We start from the raw sequence: 17,859 nt of genomic DNA, 5'->3' as shown, positions 1-17,859 counted from the left end.
GGAGATGACGACGTGCCCGGGCCGGGGGCGGTTCCCGGGACGGGCTCAGCTGCCGTCCCGCAGATCGTTCGGCCAGGACGGCCTGAACTCGATGTGGTCGTACGTCACCACGCAGCCCTCCCCCATCGGGCACTGGGCCATGAAGCCGACCAGGGCCGCGTCCGTCTCCTTCTCGTCGCCGAGGGTGAACAGCCGGACGAAGGTCCAGCGTTCGCCGTCGCGCGAGGCGTGGAAGGCGAAGGCGCGGCCGGTGCGGCTCACCCGCAGCCATACGGAACTGCCGTCCACGGTGAAGGAGTTGGCGTCGTCGGAGTGGCCCCGGGTGACCACCGTGCAGACGGTGGGGACGTCCGGGGAGTACTCCAGGCAGAGCTTGGCCCAGGCCCGCTCCCCCACGTGGACGTAGAGCACCCCGGCGTCGAAAGCCGCACCGAACCCGACGGTGACCTTGGCGATCAGCTGGAAGTCGCCCTCCGGCGCCCCGAGCAGCCGGGGCGCGTCGGAAGCGGGGTCAAGACCCTCACCGGTGGGCGGCACGAACCGGTCCTGCCGCGCCCCGGCCCACCCGGTGAGCACACCGTCCTCGTACGACCAGTGACCATCGGGCCCGTACGTGCGCAGGCCGAAGGGAAGTTCAGGAAATTCCAGATCCATTCGACCAAGTGTTTCAGGTCGCACCCTCAGGGGCGCGGGGAACGGCGCGATCAGCCACGACGGAACCGGCAGCCCGCAGTCCACCGCACCCCTACGGCGTCAACGCTCCAAACGCCCGTTGAACCTGCGAGGCAGGCCCAGCGGGTTCTCGTCCCGCAGCTCCGCGGGCAGCAACGCGGACGGCGCGTTCTGATAGGCAACCGGCCGCATCCACCGCTCGATGGCCGTACCACCCACCGACGTGGACGTCGACGTCGTCGCCGGGTAAGGCCCACCGTGATGCTGCGCGGGCGCGACGGCGACCCCCGTCGGCCAGCCGTTCACCAGCACGCGCCCGGCCAGCGGCGTCAGCTCCGCGAGGATCTCCGCGCCGCGGCCCTGGCCCGCCGCCTCCTCCTCGGACAGCTGCACCGTCGCCGTGAGGTTGCCGGGCAGCCGCGACAGCACCGCCTTCACCTCGGTGTCGTCCTCGTAGCGGGCCACCACGGTGACCGGCCCGAAGCACTCCTCCAGGAGCAGGTCGTGCTCGCCCTCGGCGGCCAGCCTGCTCGCCGGCACCGTGAGGAAGCCCGCGCTGACGGTGTGCTCGCCGCCCGCGCCCGGGGTGACCGGGGAGTCGACGTCGGGCAGCCCGGCCCGCTCGGCCACGCCGGCGACGAAGTTGTCGCGCATGCGGTGGTCGAGCAGGACGCCGGCGTCGGTGTCGCTGACGGCGTCCGTCAGGGACTTCAGCAGTGCGTCGCCCGCGGCACCGGCCGGCGCGAGGACGAGGCCCGGCTTCACACAGAACTGGCCGACGCCCAGCGTCATGGAACCGGCGAGACCGGCACCGATGGCCTCGGCCCGCTCGGCGGCGGCGGCCTCGGTGACCACGACCGGGTTCAGGGAGCCCAGCTCACCGTGGAAGGGGATCGGGACCGGGCGGGCCGCCGCGGCGTCGAAGAGCGCCCGGCCGCCGCGCACGGAGCCGGTGAAGCCTGCCGCCGCGACCAGCGGGTGCTTGATCAGCTCGACACCCGCCTCGAAGCCGTGGACCAGGCCCACGACGCCGTCGGGGATGCCGTGCCGGGCGGCGGCCCGGCGCAGCACCTTGGCGACGTACTCGGACAGGGCCGGGTGGTCGGGGTGGGACTTGACGACGACCGGGCAGCCGGCCGCGAGGGCGCTCGCGGTGTCACCGCCCGCGACCGAGAAGGCGAAGGGGAAGTTCGACGCCGAGTAGACGGCGACGACGCCCAGCGGCACCTTGTAGCGGCGCAGGTCCGGGATCGGCGGGGTCGCGGTGTCGTCGGGGTGGTTGATGACGACGTCGAGGAAGGCGCCCTCGTCGACGATGTCGGCGAAGGCGCGCAGCTGGTAGCAGGTGCGGGCGAGCTCGCCGGTCAGCCGGACCGGGCCGAGCGCGGTCTCGGCGTCGGCGGTCTCGACGAGAGACTCCTCGGCCGCCTTGAGCTCGTCGGCGGCGGTGCGCAGGAAGGCCGCGCGGACCGCGCGGTCGGCCAGGGCGCCGCGGGCCTCGTGCGCGGCCCGGACGGCGGCGTCCACCTCCTGGGCTGTGGCCTCCACCGCAACCTGTTCACGCTGCTTCCCGGTTCGGGGGTCGACACTCCAGACTGGTGCTGCTGCCACCGCGGGTCCCTCCACACATGTCATGCCGCAGTATTGGGTCATCCACCAGGGGCGTTCGATATACTGAACGCTGTCTCTGGTGATGAATATGCTGTTGGAGACTATTTCCCGTCCAACGAAGGGGTCAAGGGCGATGTCGGCTGGCGAGTCGGGCGGCGGGGCGCAGGTCAAGTCCGCGGTGCGAACGGTTGAACTGCTCGAATACTTCGCCGGACGCCCCGGCATGCACTCCCTCGCGGCGGTCCAGGAGGCCGTCGGATATCCCAAGTCCAGCCTCTACATGTTGTTGCGCACCCTGGTCGAGCTGGGCTGGGTGGAGACCGACGCGACGGGCACGCGGTACGGCATCGGGGTGCGGGCCCTGCTGGTGGGCACGTCGTACATCGACGGTGACGAGGTCGTCGCCGCGGCCCGCCCGACACTGGACCGGCTCTCGGACGACACGACCGAGACGATCCACCTCGCCCGCCTCGACGGCACGAACGTCGTGTACCTGGCCACCCGCCAGTCGCAGCACTACCTGCGCCCCTTCACCCGGGTCGGCCGCCGGCTGCCCGCGCACTCCACGTCCCTCGGCAAGGCGCTGCTGAGCACGTACTCCGACGAGCAGGTCCGCAAGATGCTCCCGGAGACGCTGCCCGCGCTGACCGAGCACACCATCACCGACCGGGAGAAGCTCATCGAGGAACTGCGCCAGGTGCGGGAGCAGGGCTTCGCGGTCGACCGCGAGGAGAACACGCTGGGGCTGCGCTGCTTCGGCGTGGCGATCCCGTACCGCACCCCGGCGCGGGACGCGATCAGCTGCTCGGTGCCGGTGGCACGGCTGACCCCCGCCCACGAGCAGCTGGTGAAGGACGCCCTCTTCGACGCGCGGGACCGGCTGACACTGGCCACCCGTAGGCTCTGAGGCATGAATGTCGAGCTGCGCGCGGTCCACGACAGCGATCTGCCGGTCTTCTTCCGGCAGATGAACGACCCCGAGTCGCTGACCATGGCGGCCTTCACCCCGGAGGATCCGGCCGACCGGGCCGCCTTCGACACCCGGTGGTCCCGGATGCGCTCCTCGCCCGACGTCGTCGTCCGTACGGTCCTGGCCGACGGGGACGTGGTCGGCAGCGCGGGGGCGTACGGGGAGCCGGGCGAGCGCGAGGTGACGTACTGGGTCGACCGCGCGTACTGGGGCAAGGGCATCGCCACCCAGGCGCTGCGGGCGCTGCTCACCGAGGTGCCCGAGCGCCCGCTGTACGCGCGCGCGGCGTCGGACAACAAGGGGTCGCTGCGCGTGCTGGAGAAGTGCGGGTTCCGGGCGGTCGCGGCGGCCCGGGGGTACGCCCCGGCCAGGGGCGCCGAGATCGACGAGACGGTGCTCGTCCTGGAGGGCTGAGACGCTCCCCTGCGCCCGCGTGCCGGAATTCTGAACGCCGGATGAGAAAACCGGCCCGCGGATGAGAAAACAGGACGGACAGGAACGATCCGCCCGGTGTGGTTCGTCCTCCTGTTCGCAATGAACAAGACGATCAGGCGCGCCTCGGTCTTCTCCATGCTCCTGGTGTTGGCTCTGCTGGTCAGGGCGACCTGGGTGCAGTTCTACGAAGGCCAGGCGCTGGCAGACGACAAGGACAACCGGCGGAACGCGATCGAGACGTACTCGGCGCCGCTCGGGAACATCATCGTGGGCGGCCGGTCGGTCACCGGCTCGACGCCGACGAAGACGGGCGACCTGAAGTACAAGCGGACGTACACGGACGGCCCGCTGTACGCGGCGGTGACGGGTTTCGCGTCGCAGGCGTACGCCCCGACTCAGCTGGAGGGCATCTACACCGATCTGCTGAACGGCACGGACAGCCGGCTCAAGTCCGTGATGGACACGCTGACCAACCAGCGGGCCGAGCCGGGCAACGTGGTGACGACCATCGACCCCGACGTGCAGAAGGCCGCCTACCACGCGCTCGGTGACAAGAAGGGCGGTGCCGTCGCCATCGACCCGAAGACCGGGAAGATCCTCGCGGTCGTGTCGACGCCGTCGTACGACCCCTCCTCGCTGACCGACGCCAACACCGCGGGCGCGGCCTGGGAGAAGCTCACCAAGGACCCGGAGAAGCCGCTGGTGAACCGTGCGCTGCGGCAGCCGCTGCCGCCCGGTTCGACGTTCAAGCTGGTGGTGGCGGCGGCCGCGCTGGAGGACGGGCTGTACTCGTCGGTGGACGAGAAGACGGACAGCCCGGACCCGTACACGCTGCCGGGCACCAGCCGGGACCTGACCAACGAGAACCCGAACGCGCCCTGCACGAACGCGACCATCCGTACGGCGCTGGAGTACTCCTGCAACAACGTCTTCGCCAAGATGGCCGTGAAGCTCGGCCAGGACAAGGTGAAGGCGATGGCCGACAAGTTCGGCTTCGACGACGACAAGCTGGACGTGCCGGTGCGGGCCTACACGAGCGTGTACCCGTCGGACATGTACCCGTCGCAGACGGCCCTGACGGGCATCGGCCAGTTCGACGTCACGGCCACCCCGCTGCAGATGGCCATGGTCTCGGCGGCCCTTGCCAACGGCGGCAAGCTGGTGTCGCCGCACATGGTCTCGCAGATCACCGACAGCGGTGGTGATGTGCTGCAGGACTACGACGACGACGCAGGCACGAAGGAGATCGTCAGCTCCTCGACCGCCCGGCAGCTGCAGTCGGCGATGGAGACGGTCGTGAACAAGGGCACGGGCACGAACGCCCGCATCCCGGGCGCGACCGTCGGCGGCAAGACGGGCACGGCCCAGCACGGCGAGAACAACAGCCAGGTGCCGTACGCCTGGTTCACCTCGTACGGCAAGTCCGACTCGTCGGGCAAGGAGGTCGCCGTGGCGGTCGTCGTGGAGCAGTCGAACGCGGCCCGCTCGGAGGTCAGCGGCAACGGCCTGGCGGCGCCCGTCGCCAAGGCGATGATGCAAGCGGCGCTCGAGGACTGAACCCCGGCCGCCGGTAAACCGTCTTCACGGACGAGACGGGCCGCCCCCTTCCCCCCGGGGGCGGCCCGTCCTCATGTCAGCGCGGGGCCCGGTGTCACTTCGCTCCCAGGAGCTGCTCGATCGGGTCGATGGCGAAGTACACGAGGAACAGCGCCGAGGTCCCCCACAGCAGCCAGTGCACCTCCCTGGCCTTGCCGAGCACGGTCTTGATGACGACGTAGGCGAGGAAACCGGCGCCGATGCCGTTGGTGATGGAGTAGGTGAACGGCATCACCGCGATGGTGAGGAACGCCGGGATGGCGATGTCGTAGCGGTCCCAGTCGATGTGCTTGACCTGGGTCATCATCAGGAAGCCGACGGCGACCAGAGCCGGGGCGGCCGCCTGCAGCGGGACGATGGTGAGCAGCGGGGTCAGGAACAGCGCGAGACCGAACAGGCCGCCGGTGACGAGGTTGGAGAAGCCGGTGCGCGAGCCCTCGCCGACACCGGCCGCGGACTCGATGTAGGAGGTCGCCGAGGAGGCGGAGGCAGCGCCGCCCGCGACCGCGGCCGCACCGTCGATGAGCAGCACCCGGCCGAGGTTCGGGACCTTGCCCTCCTCGTCGAGCAGGCCGGCCTCGGCGCTGATGCCGACGACCGTGCCCATGGTGTCGAAGAAGTCGGACAGGATCAGCGTGAAGATCAGCAGGACGACGGTGATGACGCCGACGCCGGGGGCGCTGAAGGCACCGAGCAGGTCGAAGTGGCCGATGAGTCCGAAGTCGGGGGCGTCGACGAGCTTGTCGGGCCAGGCGGGGGTGGTCAGACCCCAGGACTTGATGTCGGCGAGGGAGTTGATCACCACCGCCAGCGCGGTCATGGTGACGATGCTGATCAGGATGGCGCCCTTGACCTTGCGGGCGAGCAGTCCGATCGTCAGCAGCACCCCGAGGCAGAAGACCAGCATCGGCCAGCCGGCGAGGGTGCCGGTGCCGCCCAGCTGAACGGGCACGGTGGTGTTCGCGGCGTCCGGGATGCGGCTGACGAACCCGGCGTCGACGAAGCCGATGAAGGCGATGAACAGGCCGATGCCGACGCTGATCGCCTGCTTCAGCGGCTGGGGTATCGCGTGCATGACGGCCTCGCGCAGTCCGGTCACCACCAGCACGCAGATCAGCAGGCCTTCGAGGACGATCAGGCCCATCGCGTCGTCCCAGCTCATCAGCGGGGCGATCTGGAAGGCGACCACGGCGTTCAGACCGAGTCCGGCGGCGAGCGCGAGGGGCAAGTTGCCGCCCACGCCCATGACGATCGTCATGACCGCGGCCACCAGGGCGGTGGCGGTGGTGAGTTGGACGGCGTCCAGCTGGTGCCCGAACTTGTCCTTCGCGCTGCCCAGGATGATGGGATTCAGGACGAGGATGTAGGCCATCGTGAAGAAGGTGGCGAAGCCGCCGCGGATCTCCCGGCCGAAGGTCGAGCCCCGCTCGGAGATCCGGAAGAACCGGTCGACGCCGTTCGACGGCGGTGCCGTGACGGGTGGCCGCTCGGTGACCTGCTGGGGTTCGGACATGGCGCGTGCTCCTCGGTGCCTGGGTGATCGGTGTGCGGATGCTGGCCGGATTGTGCCCGGGTCGGACCCGGTTCAGGTTTTCGCCGTGTTACGGATTCCGGGTGCGGCCGGCCATACGCTGTTCGAAGCCCCGTACGAACTGTTCGACGATCGCTGCTACGCTTCCCGGTCTCGTCCGGGCCTCCCCCGGATGGTCACATGTCAACTACATGACACCCACAGGGCGCCCCGTCCGGGAGCGCCCGTAGCCGCTGGGAGGAGAGGTCGCCCGTGGGCACGGTCGTCGACGACGCCGCCTCCGTGGAGTTCCACGCCTTCTTCGAGCGTCATTACGCCGAACTGTCCCGCCTCGCCCACCTGCTGACCGGCGAGTCGGACAGTGCGGACGACCTGGCGGCGGACGCGTTGCTCGCGATGTGGCACCGCTGGGACCGGGTGCGCGCGGCCGACCATCCGGCGGCGTACGCGCGCGGTGTGGTCGCCAACCTGGCCCGTACCCGCATCCGCAGCGCGGTGCGCGAGCGGCGGCGCATCGCCCTGTTCTGGTCGCAGCGCGAGGAGAACACCGAGAACCCGGACGTCGCGGGCGTGGTCGATGTGCGGGAGGCGTTGCGCAGGCTGCCGTTCCGCAAGCGGGCCTGCGTGGTGCTGCGGCACGCGTTCGACCTGTCGGAGAAGGACACCGCGCAGGCGCTCGGTGTCTCGGTGGGTACGGTGAAGAGCCAGACCTCGAAGGGCATGGCCGAACTCCAGCGGCTCCTGGGGACACAGGGCGTACCGCAGCGGATGCACGCGACGCTGGGCACTCCCCGCTGCTCGCCGGCCGTGGAGGGCGTGCGCACCGGCGAGGGCGGAGGGAGGGACCGATGAGCATGCGGCGGGACGTGCACGAGGAGGTGCGCGCCCGGTTGCACGAGGCGGCCGGGGCGCACGAGCCCGACCGGGAGCGCATGCTGGCCCGGATCGAGCGCGGCATGGCCGGTCCGGCCGGTTCCGGCCATCGGACGACGCGTCCGCCGGTCTTCGGCTGGATGCGGGTGGCGGGGGCGACCGCCGCGGTCGCCGGTGTCCTGGCGGTGGGCGGTTATGCGGTGGCGTCCGCGGTGAAGGAGGAGACCGCCCCGCGCCAGCGGGAAGTGGCGACGTCCGCGACCCCGGATCCCACGCCTTCCCCGGAGGCGACGAGCCGGGCCCCCGCACCCCCGGTGCCGGTGAGACCGGCACCGAGCCGGCCGTCCGAGCGCCGTGAGTCCGGGCCCCCGCCGTCGGGAACACCGAGCGCCCCGGCCACCGGGCGGCCGCGCACCGCGGCCGAGGACGGCCCGCTGTGGTCGGACGGCTCGGTCGACCCGCACAGCAACGACTTCTGGGCGCAGAGCGACGTCACGCTCAGGACCCGCGAGCAACTGACCGCGCTGACCGTGCGGCTGGAGGTCGCCCAGACCGGCGGCGTCTCCGATGCGGGTGCCTGGCGCTCCCTGCCCGAGGACGACTTCACCTTCGCGGTCGCCGAGCGGGAGGGGTTCCTCGTCTACACCTGGACCCTCAAGGAGGGCCGCACGGTCCCCGTGGGCGAGTGGGTGTTCGCCGGCCAGTTCGGCCACGCCCGCGGCGGCCGCGACGCGAGCACGGACCGCTACACGGTGACGGCCACGGCCGGTTCGCGGCAGCTGTCGGTGGGCGGTGGTTTCGCCGCCGTGGACGACGGCGACGGCGCCTCGTGAAAATTCACCGAAGAGGCGGCAACCCTTTCCTCACCGGTGGCGACCATGAGGCGCAAGGCCACCCCCACCTGAGGAATCGGTACATGACTGCACCGGCAGAACAGCGCGTCCGCCATCGCCGCAGCGCCACCAAGCGGCGGACGGTGATCGCCGCGGTGTCGGCCTTCGGCATCACGGGCGCGGCGATGGTCACCACGTCGATGCTGTCGACGGCGGGCGCGGCGTCCTCCTGGCCCACCGCCAAGGGAAAGACCCCCGTGTCCGAGACCATCCCGGTCTCCGGTGTGCGCGACGGCGGGATGAGGATGTTCTACGGCACCGGCCCACTCGGCCAGGACAACCAGGACGAGGGCCAGGACCCGATCTTCGAGCTGGCTGACGGGGCCGTCCTCAAGAACGTCGTCATCGGCACCCCGGCGGCCGACGGCGTGCACTGCAAGGGCAGTTGCACCCTGCAGAACGTGTGGTGGACGGACGTCGGCGAGGACGCGGCCAGCTTCAAGGGCACGTCCTCGTCCGCGGTGTACAAGGTGATCGGCGGCGGCGCGAGGAACGCCGACGACAAGGTGCTGCAGTTCAACGGGGCAGGCACGCTGAACGTCTCGGGCTTCCAGGTGGGACACGCCGGCAAGCTGGTCCGCTCCTGCGGCAACTGCAAGACGCAGTACAAGCGCACGATCGTGCTCAGCGACATCGACGTGACCGCCCCGATGAACTCCATCGTCGGGGTGAACGCCAACTACGGCGACACGGCGACGCTGTCGAAGGTCCGCGTCCACGGTGACGGCAAGAAGAAGATCAAGACGTGTGTGCGCTTCGAGGGCAACAACACCGGCAAGGAACCCAAGGAGCTGACGCCGCCCGGCCCGGACGGCAAGAGCTGCAGGTTCGGGGCTTCCGACATCAGCTACCAGTAGGTCCTTGCCCCCAGTGACTCCGGTTGGTCCTCGTCCCCCCTTGGACCGACCGGGACGCCGGGTGTCCGGCCCCCCAGCCGGACGTCCGGCACCTCGGCCCTCCGGAGCCCCCCTCCGGACGGCCGGACGGCACCGGCCGAGCCCCCCTCGGCCGGTCGGCAGGACGCCCCCGTCGCTTCGCACCGACGGGGGCGTCGCTGTACCGGCGACGACGCTCCGGTAGCGCGAAAGTTTCGGAAACGCCGACCTCACGCACACCCGTTGACGCCCTGCGCCCCGCCGGTGACACTCCGAGGGCTGTTATCCAACAGAATCCCCCACACTCCGACAGGAAGTGTCATGCGCCCCCGCATCGCCCGCACGCTCCTGCTCCCCTTCCTGGCCCTGACCGGCCTCCTCCTGACCCTCCTCGCGGCGCCGCCCAGCACCGCAGATCCCGGAGCCCCGCCCGTGAAGCACAGCCCGTACGCCGGCTACCTCTTCGCCTACTTCACCGGTGAGGGCACCGCCGACGGCGAGCAGATCCGCTACGCCCTCAGCCGCGGCAACGACCCGCTGCACTGGCGTGAGCTGAACGCCGGCAAGCCGGTGCTGACGTCCACGACCGGCGAGAAGGGCCTGCGCGATCCGTTCGTCATCCGCTCCCCCGAGGGCGACAAGTTCTACCTGATCGCCACCGACCTGCGGATGTACCAGAACTCCAGCGGCAGCTGGGACGACGTCCAGCGGCACGGCAGCAAGTCGATCATGGTCTGGGAGTCCACGGACCTCGTCCACTGGACCGACCAGCGCCTGGTGAAGGTCTCGCCCGACAGCGCGGGCAACACCTGGGCCCCGGAGGCCTACTGGGACGACGAGCTCGGTGCGTACGTCGTCTTCTGGGCGTCGAAGCTCTACGCCGACGACGACCCGGACCACAAGGGCGACACGTACAACAAGATGCTGTACGCGACCACGAAGGACTTCCGCACCTTCAGCAAGCCGAAGGTCTGGAACGACCCGGGCTACTCGGTGATCGACTCCACGGTCGTGAAGTACAAGGACGAGTACTACCGCTACACCAAGGACGAGCGCGACCCCGGCTCCTCCAGCCCCTGCTCGAAGTTCATCACCGGCGAGAAGTCGACCTCGCTGACATCCACGAAGTACGACCTCGTGGCCGACTGCATCGGCAAGGGCGCCATGGACCGCGGTGAGGGCCCGACGGTGTTCAAGTCGAACACCGAGAAGAAGTGGTACCTGTTCATCGACGAGTACGGCGGCCGCGGCTACGTGCCCTTCGAGACCACCGACCTCGCCTCCGGCAAGTGGACCCCGTCGACGGACTACCAGCTTCCGGCGAGCCCCCGGCACGGCACGGTGCTCCCGGTGACGCAGCAGGAGTACGACCGCCTGCTGGCCGCCTACCCCTCCACCCCCACCTCGGTCGTGGACGCGACGGCGAAGCACCAGAAGGGCTACGCGATCGTCACGGACAGTGCCTCGAAGGTCGTCCTGCCCATGAAGCCGGACGCCGACCTGCGGGGACTCGCCCCGAAGCTGTGGGCCGGTGAGGGAGCGAAGCTCAGCCCGAAGTCCGGCACCCGGCGCGACTTCCGCACACCGCAGAAGTACACGGTCACGGCCGCCGACGGCACCAGGCGCACCTGGACGGTCGAGGCGGTGCCCACCCGCAGTCCGGTGCTGCCCGGCCTGAACGCCGACCCCGACGTGCACTACCTGGACGGCCGTTACTGGATCTACCCGACGACGGACGGCTTCCAGGGCTGGAGCGGCACGAAATTCAAGGCGTACTCGTCGAAGGACCTGGTGAACTGGAAGGACCACGGCGTCATCCTCGACCTCGGTCCCGACGTGAGCTGGGCCGACAAGAACGCCTGGGCACCCGCGATCGCCGAACGCAACGGCAAGTTCTACTACTACTTCTGCGCCGAGCAGCAGATCGGCGTGGCGGTGGCCGACTCCCCCGCCGGCCCCTTCAAGGACGCACTCGGCAAGCCGCTGGTCGCCAAGGGCGGTTCGCTCAAGGGCCAGATGATCGACCCGGCGGTCTTCACGGACGACGACGGCCAGGCCTACCTGTACTGGGGCAACGGCCACGGGTACGTCGTGCCGCTGAACGACGACATGGTGTCCTTCGACGCCTCGAAGGTGAAGGACATCACCCCGGACGACTTCCGCGAGGGCTCCTTCGTGATCAAGCGGAAGGGCACGTACTACTTCATGTGGTCGGAGGACGACACCCGCAGCGAGAACTACCACGTGGCGTACGCGACGGGACCGACCCCGCTCGGCCCGTGGACCAAGCGCGGGACGATCCTTCAGAAGCGGCCCGAGTACGGCATCCTCGGCACCGGCCACCACTCGGTGGTGAACACCCCCGGCACCGACGACTGGTACATGGTCTACCACCGCTTCGCCCTGGGCGGCCCCGGCCTGCCCGGCGGCGACGGCATGCACCGCGAGACGACCGTCGACCGCATGGAGTTCGCGGCCGACGGCAGCATCAAGCCGGTGGTGCCGACGCTGGAAGGGATCAAGCCGGTCAGGCGCTGACGCCCGCTCACACCCGGAGTCCCAGTCGTTGCCGGACGACACCACCGACGAGCCCTTGCTCACCGGCCCGCCGCCCTTGCTCACGGCGAGGTTCCTGAGCCGGGGGGATGGTCCGGGGGCCGGGCCGGGCGCACCTCGTGGTGTGCGCCCGGCCCGGACGGTTCTCGGGGGCGTCAGCAGATGCGGCCGGCGCCCGCACGGTGGTCGACGATTCCGGGGACGGCCTTCGCCGGGTCGACCTTGGTCCGCAGGGTCGGCGTCCAGCCGGCGTCGGACTGGAGGGTCTCCTCGGGGATCTCCGCGTTGTGCACGGCGATCAGGTCGGTCTTCTTGCCGTTGACGTAGTTGTCCGCGGCGGTGACCGGGGCCTCCATCCACTTCTTGAGGATCTTCGCCGGGCTGATCCCCTTCGGCAGCGTGAAGGCGTTGTGCTCGGCGACGAGCCGGGACTCCTTGCCGATGCCGAAGCTGTAGACGTAGTCCTGGCCGGCCACGAAGTGGTTGTTGTACGAGTCGACCTGCCCGAAGCGGACGCGCGGAGCGCGTTCGACGACGTTCCGGAAGAGATTGTGGTGGAGCGTCACCTTGAGCTTGCCCCGGTCGCCCACGGCCGTCGACTCGCTGTCGCTGTTGCCGATCATGAGCGTCTTGTCGTGGTCGGTGAAGACGTTCCAGGAGGCGGTGACGTGGTTGGATCCCCGGACGATGTCCAGTTCGCCGTCGTGCTGCTGGTACAGCGCGCCGAAGTACGTCGGTGCCTCGCTGTCGGGGTGGCCGCCGTCGGTGAAGGTGTTGTGGTCCAGCCAGACGTGGGTGGAGCCGTAGACGACGGCGGTGTCGTACTCGGAGTTCCAGGCACCCGTGGAGGTGTCGGTCGGGTCCCACTGCGGGAAGCAGTCGAGCGGACTCTCGAAGGTGAGGTTGCGGACGATGACGTTGTCCACGCCCTTGATCTGGAGGCTGGCGCCCTTGAAGCCCGCGTTCTTCCCGACCCCGATGATGGTGGTGTTGGCGGGCACATCAGCCTTGATGGTCCGGTCCTGGTTGTCGGCGGAGGCGCGGCGCAGTCCCTCGGGGCTGTCGGCCGGCTCTCCGCTCAGGTCCTTGTCCCGCCCCCACGTCTCGGGGGCGTACTTCTTCAGATAGGCGTCGGAGTCGTAACCGGGCGCGGCGAAGGCGTCGCACCCTTCGGAGACGGCGTCGACGGTCCCCTTCACTTTGATGATCTTCGGCGCGCTGCCGCCCGCGGCGAGGGCGGCCTTGAACTGGGCCCAGGTGGTCACGGTGTACACGTGCGCGGCGTCGGCGGCGGACCCGCCGGTGGTCCCGGTACCGTACGACCCCCACCCGTCCTTGGCCCCGAGCGTCTGCCGGGCCGCATCGCGAGAGTCGGCCTGCGCGGTGGTGCCGGTGAGGGACAGCGCCAGTGCGGTGCAGCCGGCGAGGACGGCGATCTTCCGAGTCGTGGCATGCTCATGCCATCTGCGTGGGTGCATGGTGCGGATCTCCTTTTTCCAGGGACGGGGCTGTTACGCGGCGGCCTTCGGCCAGGTGATCCAGGACTCGGGGATCGTCTCGTCCAGCCGGCGCACCTCACTCGGCGTCAGCACCTTGCTGCGCAGCAGTTCCCGCGCCACGAGCCGCGCCACGGCGATCGCGCCGGGGGGGTTGAAGTGGGTGTTGTCCTGCTCGGTCGCGGTCCAGTTGAAGTACTTCTTCGATTCCTCTGCCCCGAGCCTCTGCCACAGCGCGATCGACAACGCCTGGATGTCGAGCAGGGTCACCTGCTCCTCCTTGGCGAGCGCCCGCATCGCCGCCGGGTAGTCGCGGTGCGTCGGCAGTGCCTTGCCGGCCGCGTCGAACTTGCGCCGCTCGACGGACGTGGCCAGCACGGGCCGCGCCCCACGGGCCCGGGCCCCGTCGATGTACTGCCGCAGGTACTGCTGGTACGTCGACCAGGGCTCGGTGTACCGCGTGGGGTCCTCCGTCTTCTCGTCGTTGTGGCCGAACTGGATGAGCAGGAAGTCGTCCGGCTGGATCTGCCGGAGGATGACGGCGAGCCGCCCCTCGTCGATGAAGCTCTTGGAACTGCGGCCGTTGACGGCATGGTTGGCCACCGGCCGGTCCTTGTGGAGGAAGAACGGCAGCGCCATCCCCCACCCGGTCTCGGGCGCCGCGTCGGCGTACTTCTGTGCGGCGGTGGAGTCACCGGCGATGTAGAGGGCCCGGGCGCGGCGGCCGGTGGCCTGTGCGGTACCGGTCGTGGCGAACGCGAGGGGAACGGTGGCGACAGCGGCCGCGGTGACTTGTCTACGGCTCAGTGACACGACAAACCCTTCTTTCAACGGGCCCGACGCGGGCCCACAGGGGCGCTGGGGGGGGAGGGTGTTTCTCGTTCGGGGTGCCGCCGCGAGTGCGACCGGCCCGGGACGGCCTGCGGCCCGCATGACGCGCAGACCGTCCCCGGGTGGGACCGGCGGCCTCAGCCCTTCTGCTGGTCCCACTCCGCCTGGGCCTCGTTGAGCTGGTCGGCCATCTTGTCCAGGAACTCCTTGGCGCTCATGTCACCGAGCAGGACCTTCTGGAAGGCGGGCTCGTTGTCGGCCTTGGAGATGGTGTTCCAGTCCGGCAGGTAGTACGGCAGCTGGACGATGGTGGTGGAACCGTCGTTGAGAGCCCCCGCGGCGAGCTTGGTCGGCTCGGCCTTGGAGATCCAGGCGTCCTTGGCCGCGTCCGTGTTCGACGGGATGGCGCCGGCCGACTCGTTCCACTTGGAGTTGGACGCGTGCGAGGCGGCGAACTCGATGAACTTCCAGGCGGCCTCCTTGTTCTTGGAACTCTTGAACAGGCCGAGACCGTCGACCGGGTTGGAGACCTGCACACGCTTGCCGCCGGGACCGGTGGGCTGCGGGATGCCGCGGAACTTGCCGGTGCCGAGCGCCTTCACGTGGTCCTGGTAGGAGCCCAGGTTGTGGTTGAGCATCCCGATCGTGCCGGAGTCCCACTGCGCGACCATCTTGGTGAAGTCGTTGTTGAGGTCGGCGGCCGGAGTGACCTTCTTGTACAGCGCCGCGTACTTCTCCAGTGCCGCCACGTTCTTGGGGTCGTTGACCGTGGTCTTCTCACCACTGGAGTCCCAGAAGGACGTGATGCCGGACTGCCCGTACATCGCGTCCAGTGCCTGGGCGATGGAGCCGGCGCCGCCGCGGATCGTGTAGCCGAACTCGTTCTTCCTGGCGTCGGTGAGCTTCTCGGCGGCGGCGTAGAACTTCTCCCAGGTGGTGGGCGCGTCCAGGCCGGCCTTCCGGAACAGGTCGGTCCGGTAGTAGAGGGTGCCGTTGTTCGCGGAGGTCGGGACCGAGTACAGCGCGTCGCCGCCGCCGGCGGACTTCAGCGACTCGACCATGCCCTCGTTGAGCTTGCCCTTGAGCGAGGACTTGCCCAGCCGGCCGTCCAGGGGATCCAGCGCGTTCTGGGCGGCGAACCCGGCGGCCATCGCCGCGCCGACACCCCCGACGTCCGGCAGGCCCCCGCCCTGGATGGCGGTGTCGACCTTGGACTGGTACTCGGTGGCGGAGATACCGACGTACTCGACCTTGACGGACGGGTTCGCCTTCTCGAAGTCGGCGATGATCTGCTTCCAGATGTCCGTGCGGACACCGCCGTTGTTGTCCCAGAAGACGATCTTTCCCTTGCCGCTGCCCTCGGCCCCCTTGTCCCCACCGGCGCCACTGCCGTCGTCACCACAGGCGGTCGCGGTCAGGGCGAGGACGGAGCCCAGGGCGACGGCGGTGGCGGCGCGCCTGCTTCTGCGGATGCTGCTCTTCATCGGTCGGCTCTCTCTTCTGGATCAAACGGAAGATGTGAAGTCGTGGGGGTCAGTGGCGTGTGTGGGGCGCCCAGTCGTCGTCGCCCTTGAGGTAGGCGGTGACGGTGTGCGTCCTCGCGTCCTGGTCGCTCATCTGCGGCCGGTCCGGGGTCACGGCGGCCCCCGGCCCGTAGTTCCGGTACTCCGTGAGGCGCGCGTCCTTCCACGAGAAGCCGCTCATGTCGGTCCATGGCGAGGACTTGATCGCGGCGGGCAGCCGGGTGTCGCGGATCAGCACCTGCGCCACCGCGTTCGGCTCACCGCCCGGATGCCAGGGCCGGCCCAGGTGGAAGCTCCCGTCCGGGGCGTCGCTCACGATCTTCGAGCGGGTGATCAGGAACCCGTACGGGTTGCCCGTCCAGGTCGAAGCGGCGGTGACCCACCCGTTGTTGGTGGTCGACCCGCGGCTGAGCGCCTTGATGACGGACCGTTCGATCACGGTCGTCGCCCGCCCGTAGATGAAGTCGACGTCGCCCTCGATGTACGAGTCGCGGACGTACACCCGGCTGAGCACGTTCAGCTTGGGGCTGTCGGTCATCAGGGTGTCCTGGTTTCCCAGGAAGGCGGTGTTCTCGAAGACGATCCGGTCACCGGTCGTCTTCATGGCGAGGGCCTGCTCGCCCTTCAGCTCTACCGATGCCTCGTCGAAGTCGTTGCTGAAGGTGAGGTTGCGGGCGGTGACGTCGTCGGCGGCGATCCGGACCGTGGCGCTTCCGGTCGAGCCTCCGTACTCGGCGGGCGTGTCGAAGACGATGACCGTGTCGGAGCGGTCCCGCCCGGTGCCCCGCAGCTCGATGTTCGGCTTGCCGGCCGGGATGAACACCTTCTCGCGGTAGGTGCCCGGCGCGACGGCGATCGTCACCGGGACGTCGTTGCCGTCGGGGACGGCGCCGACGGCGGCCTGCACGGTCGGGTAGGCACCCGGGACGTGGAGGGTCACTCCGAGCCGCTGCTGCGGACCGGAGAACTTCTTCACCCGGGCGGGGACGGCCCGGGCGGGGTCGAGCCGGTAGTCGTAGAAGTCCCGCGGGGCGAAGGCGGCGCCCCATTCGTCGGTCCGCCCGCTCGTCTTCCTCAGGATCGACCCCCGCTCCACCAACTCGGCGGTGGCGTCGGCCTGGTAAGGGTGCTGGACCCGGTCGTAGTAACTGTTCTCGATGACCATCTTGGTGCGGCCCCGGGACCAGTTCCCGTACGTCCACACGGGGTCGCCGTCGGCCACCTGTGCGGAGACGTAGTTGTTGTAGAGGTGCGCGTAGGCGCAGTTGTCCGCCGAGGGATTGCGCTGCTTCGTTCCGTTGAACCAGTTGTGGTCGACGGTGATCTGGGTCTGGACGTTGGACGTCCAGCCGATCCCGAAGGCCTTGTTGTGGTTGCTGAACTGGTTGTAGGAGACGGTGACGTACTGACTGTCCTTGCGGATGTCGAGCAGACCGTCGCCCATGTGGGTGAAGCGGTTGTGGTCGATCCAGACGTGGTGGACGGCGTCCATCTGGATGGCGTCGAAGTCGCTGGTCTTGCCGTCCCAGTCGCCCTCGACGTAGGAGTCGCGGATCGTCAGGTTGCGGATGATGACGTTGTGTGTGCCGGGGTTCAGGTGCAGCTCGCCATGGACGATCTCGCCCGTGTCGCCGACACCGATGATCGTCTTGTTCGACGCCACGACGATGTCCGAGCCGAACGGCGCGACGGCGACCGATCCCGCCACCCGGATGACGTACGGCTCTTCGGCGGCCGCGTACTTCGCCAGTGAGGCCTGGTCGGTGACCGTGACGACCTTGCCCCCGGCCCCGCCCGTGGTGCCTCCGGCCAGCGAGGCGAAGCCGTGGGCCTCGTCGGTCCAGCGGATGGCGGCCGGTGCGGACTTCGCGGTGGGGGCGGGTCCGGCGGCCGCCGACTCCCCGGTCGCGCCCAGTCCCAGGGCGGCGACCAGACCGGCAACGGCGGCCAGGGCGAACCCCGGTCTGGGCAAGCGCTTGCTACGGAGGTGCGTCATT

Annotated in this window: 14 protein-coding genes; 7 read left to right on the top strand and 7 right to left on the bottom strand. The window is 69.6% G+C overall.

What is annotated here, in order from left to right; translation table 11 throughout:
- Positions 1-45: 45 nt before the first annotated feature.
- Together ADK65_RS15575 and ADK65_RS15570 are read right to left on the bottom strand one after the other, a co-directional pair.
- A complete protein-coding gene (locus ADK65_RS15575) occupies positions 46-654 on the bottom strand; it encodes a DUF1349 domain-containing protein (protein WP_053670734.1) in 609 nt (202 codons plus the stop codon).
- 99 nt (positions 655-753) lie between these two features.
- Positions 754-2,283 carry an aldehyde dehydrogenase (NADP(+)) gene (locus ADK65_RS15570; RefSeq protein WP_078955985.1) on the bottom strand — a complete coding sequence of 510 codons (1,530 nt, stop codon included), beginning with the start codon at positions 2,281-2,283 and terminating at the stop codon, positions 754-756.
- A 133-nt stretch (positions 2,284-2,416) separates the two neighbouring features.
- Here ADK65_RS15570 and ADK65_RS15565 point away from each other — a divergent pair, with 133 nt between their 5' ends.
- The 3 genes from ADK65_RS15565 to ADK65_RS15555 all read left to right on the top strand — a co-directional run bounded on the left by ADK65_RS15565 (position 2,417) and on the right by ADK65_RS15555 (position 5,245).
- On the top strand, positions 2,417-3,190 hold the full coding sequence (locus ADK65_RS15565) for an IclR family transcriptional regulator (RefSeq protein ID WP_053670732.1): 774 nt from the start codon (positions 2,417-2,419) through the stop codon (positions 3,188-3,190).
- A 3-nt stretch (positions 3,191-3,193) separates the two neighbouring features.
- Positions 3,194-3,667, top strand: a complete 474-nt coding sequence (locus tag ADK65_RS15560) for a GNAT family N-acetyltransferase (protein ID WP_053670731.1) — start codon at positions 3,194-3,196, stop codon at positions 3,665-3,667.
- 120 nt (positions 3,668-3,787) lie between these two features.
- The gene (locus ADK65_RS15555; protein ID WP_053670801.1) at positions 3,788-5,245 is read left to right on the top strand and encodes a peptidoglycan D,D-transpeptidase FtsI family protein; all 1,458 of its coding nucleotides are present in this window, start codon (positions 3,788-3,790) and stop codon (positions 5,243-5,245) included.
- 94 nt (positions 5,246-5,339) lie between these two features.
- Here ADK65_RS15555 and ADK65_RS15550 read toward each other — a convergent pair whose 3' ends face one another.
- Positions 5,340-6,797 (bottom strand): NCS2 family permease, encoded by a 1,458-nt coding sequence (locus ADK65_RS15550; RefSeq protein WP_053670730.1) that lies wholly within the window; start codon positions 6,795-6,797, stop codon positions 5,340-5,342.
- Positions 6,798-7,067: 270 nt separating this feature from the next.
- On the opposite strand from ADK65_RS15550, the gene ADK65_RS15545 reads away from it, so the two are divergent.
- The 4 genes from ADK65_RS15545 (at position 7,068) to ADK65_RS15530 (ending at position 11,994) form a co-directional block, all read left to right on the top strand.
- The gene (locus ADK65_RS15545) at positions 7,068-7,667 is read left to right on the top strand and encodes a SigE family RNA polymerase sigma factor (protein ID WP_053670729.1); all 600 of its coding nucleotides are present in this window, start codon (positions 7,068-7,070) and stop codon (positions 7,665-7,667) included.
- The gene (locus ADK65_RS15540; RefSeq protein WP_053670728.1) at positions 7,664-8,521 is read left to right on the top strand and encodes a hypothetical protein; all 858 of its coding nucleotides are present in this window, start codon (positions 7,664-7,666) and stop codon (positions 8,519-8,521) included. The genes ADK65_RS15545 and ADK65_RS15540 overlap by 4 nt, the downstream gene beginning before the upstream one ends.
- Positions 8,522-8,604: 83 nt before the next feature.
- Entirely contained in the window at positions 8,605-9,438 is an 834-nt protein-coding gene (locus tag ADK65_RS15535) for a pectate lyase (protein WP_053670727.1), read from the top strand.
- A 339-nt stretch (positions 9,439-9,777) separates the two neighbouring features.
- Positions 9,778-11,994 carry a family 43 glycosylhydrolase gene (locus ADK65_RS15530; RefSeq protein ID WP_053670726.1) on the top strand — a complete coding sequence of 739 codons (2,217 nt, stop codon included), beginning with the start codon at positions 9,778-9,780 and terminating at the stop codon, positions 11,992-11,994.
- Positions 11,995-12,167: 173 nt separating this feature from the next.
- On the opposite strand, the gene ADK65_RS15525 is transcribed toward ADK65_RS15530, so the two are convergent.
- The 4 genes from ADK65_RS15525 to ADK65_RS15510 form a co-directional block, all read right to left on the bottom strand.
- The gene (locus ADK65_RS15525) at positions 12,168-13,490 is read right to left on the bottom strand and encodes a pectate lyase family protein (RefSeq protein ID WP_053670725.1); all 1,323 of its coding nucleotides are present in this window, start codon (positions 13,488-13,490) and stop codon (positions 12,168-12,170) included.
- A gap of 33 nt (positions 13,491-13,523) precedes the next feature.
- Positions 13,524-14,321 carry a rhamnogalacturonan acetylesterase gene (locus ADK65_RS15520; protein ID WP_053670724.1) on the bottom strand — a complete coding sequence of 266 codons (798 nt, stop codon included), beginning with the start codon at positions 14,319-14,321 and terminating at the stop codon, positions 13,524-13,526.
- 155 nt (positions 14,322-14,476) lie between these two features.
- On the bottom strand, positions 14,477-15,823 hold the full coding sequence (locus ADK65_RS15515; protein WP_053670723.1) for an ABC transporter substrate-binding protein: 1,347 nt from the start codon (positions 15,821-15,823) through the stop codon (positions 14,477-14,479).
- A gap of 49 nt (positions 15,824-15,872) precedes the next feature.
- Complete coding sequence (locus ADK65_RS15510) at positions 15,873-17,858, bottom strand: pectinesterase family protein (RefSeq protein WP_053670722.1); 1,986 nt, start codon at positions 17,856-17,858, stop codon at positions 15,873-15,875.
- Position 17,859: the final 1 nt, after the last annotated feature.

The organism is Streptomyces sp. NRRL B-1140 (assembly GCF_001280065.1).
Taxonomy (GTDB): Bacteria; Actinomycetota; Actinomycetes; order Streptomycetales; family Streptomycetaceae; genus Streptomyces.
The sequence above is the reverse complement of the archived record's forward strand: the minus strand, read 5'-3'. Positions and strand labels throughout refer to the sequence as shown.

Excerpts from the sequence above, each read along its gene's own strand:
- ADK65_RS15565 (WP_053670732.1), top strand. The coding sequence starts at position 2,417 with ATGTCGGCTGGCGAGTCGGGCGGCGGGGCGCAGGTCAAGTCCGCGGTG.
- ADK65_RS15560 (WP_053670731.1), top strand. The coding sequence starts at position 3,194 with ATGAATGTCGAGCTGCGCGCGGTCCACGACAGCGATCTGCCGGTCTTC.
- ADK65_RS15555 (WP_053670801.1), top strand. The coding sequence starts at position 3,788 with ATGAACAAGACGATCAGGCGCGCCTCGGTCTTCTCCATGCTCCTGGTG.
- ADK65_RS15540 (WP_053670728.1), top strand. The coding sequence starts at position 7,664 with ATGAGCATGCGGCGGGACGTGCACGAGGAGGTGCGCGCCCGGTTGCAC.
- ADK65_RS15575 (WP_053670734.1), bottom strand. The coding sequence starts at position 654 with ATGGATCTGGAATTTCCTGAACTTCCCTTCGGCCTGCGCACGTACGGG.
- ADK65_RS15525 (WP_053670725.1), bottom strand. The coding sequence starts at position 13,490 with ATGCACCCACGCAGATGGCATGAGCATGCCACGACTCGGAAGATCGCC.
- ADK65_RS15515 (WP_053670723.1), bottom strand. The coding sequence starts at position 15,823 with ATGAAGAGCAGCATCCGCAGAAGCAGGCGCGCCGCCACCGCCGTCGCC.
- ADK65_RS15530 (WP_053670726.1), top strand. The coding sequence starts at position 9,778 with ATGCGCCCCCGCATCGCCCGCACGCTCCTGCTCCCCTTCCTGGCCCTG.
- ADK65_RS15510 (WP_053670722.1), bottom strand. The coding sequence starts at position 17,858 with ATGACGCACCTCCGTAGCAAGCGCTTGCCCAGACCGGGGTTCGCCCTG.
- ADK65_RS15550 (WP_053670730.1), bottom strand. The coding sequence starts at position 6,797 with ATGTCCGAACCCCAGCAGGTCACCGAGCGGCCACCCGTCACGGCACCG.
- ADK65_RS15535 (WP_053670727.1), top strand. The coding sequence starts at position 8,605 with ATGACTGCACCGGCAGAACAGCGCGTCCGCCATCGCCGCAGCGCCACC.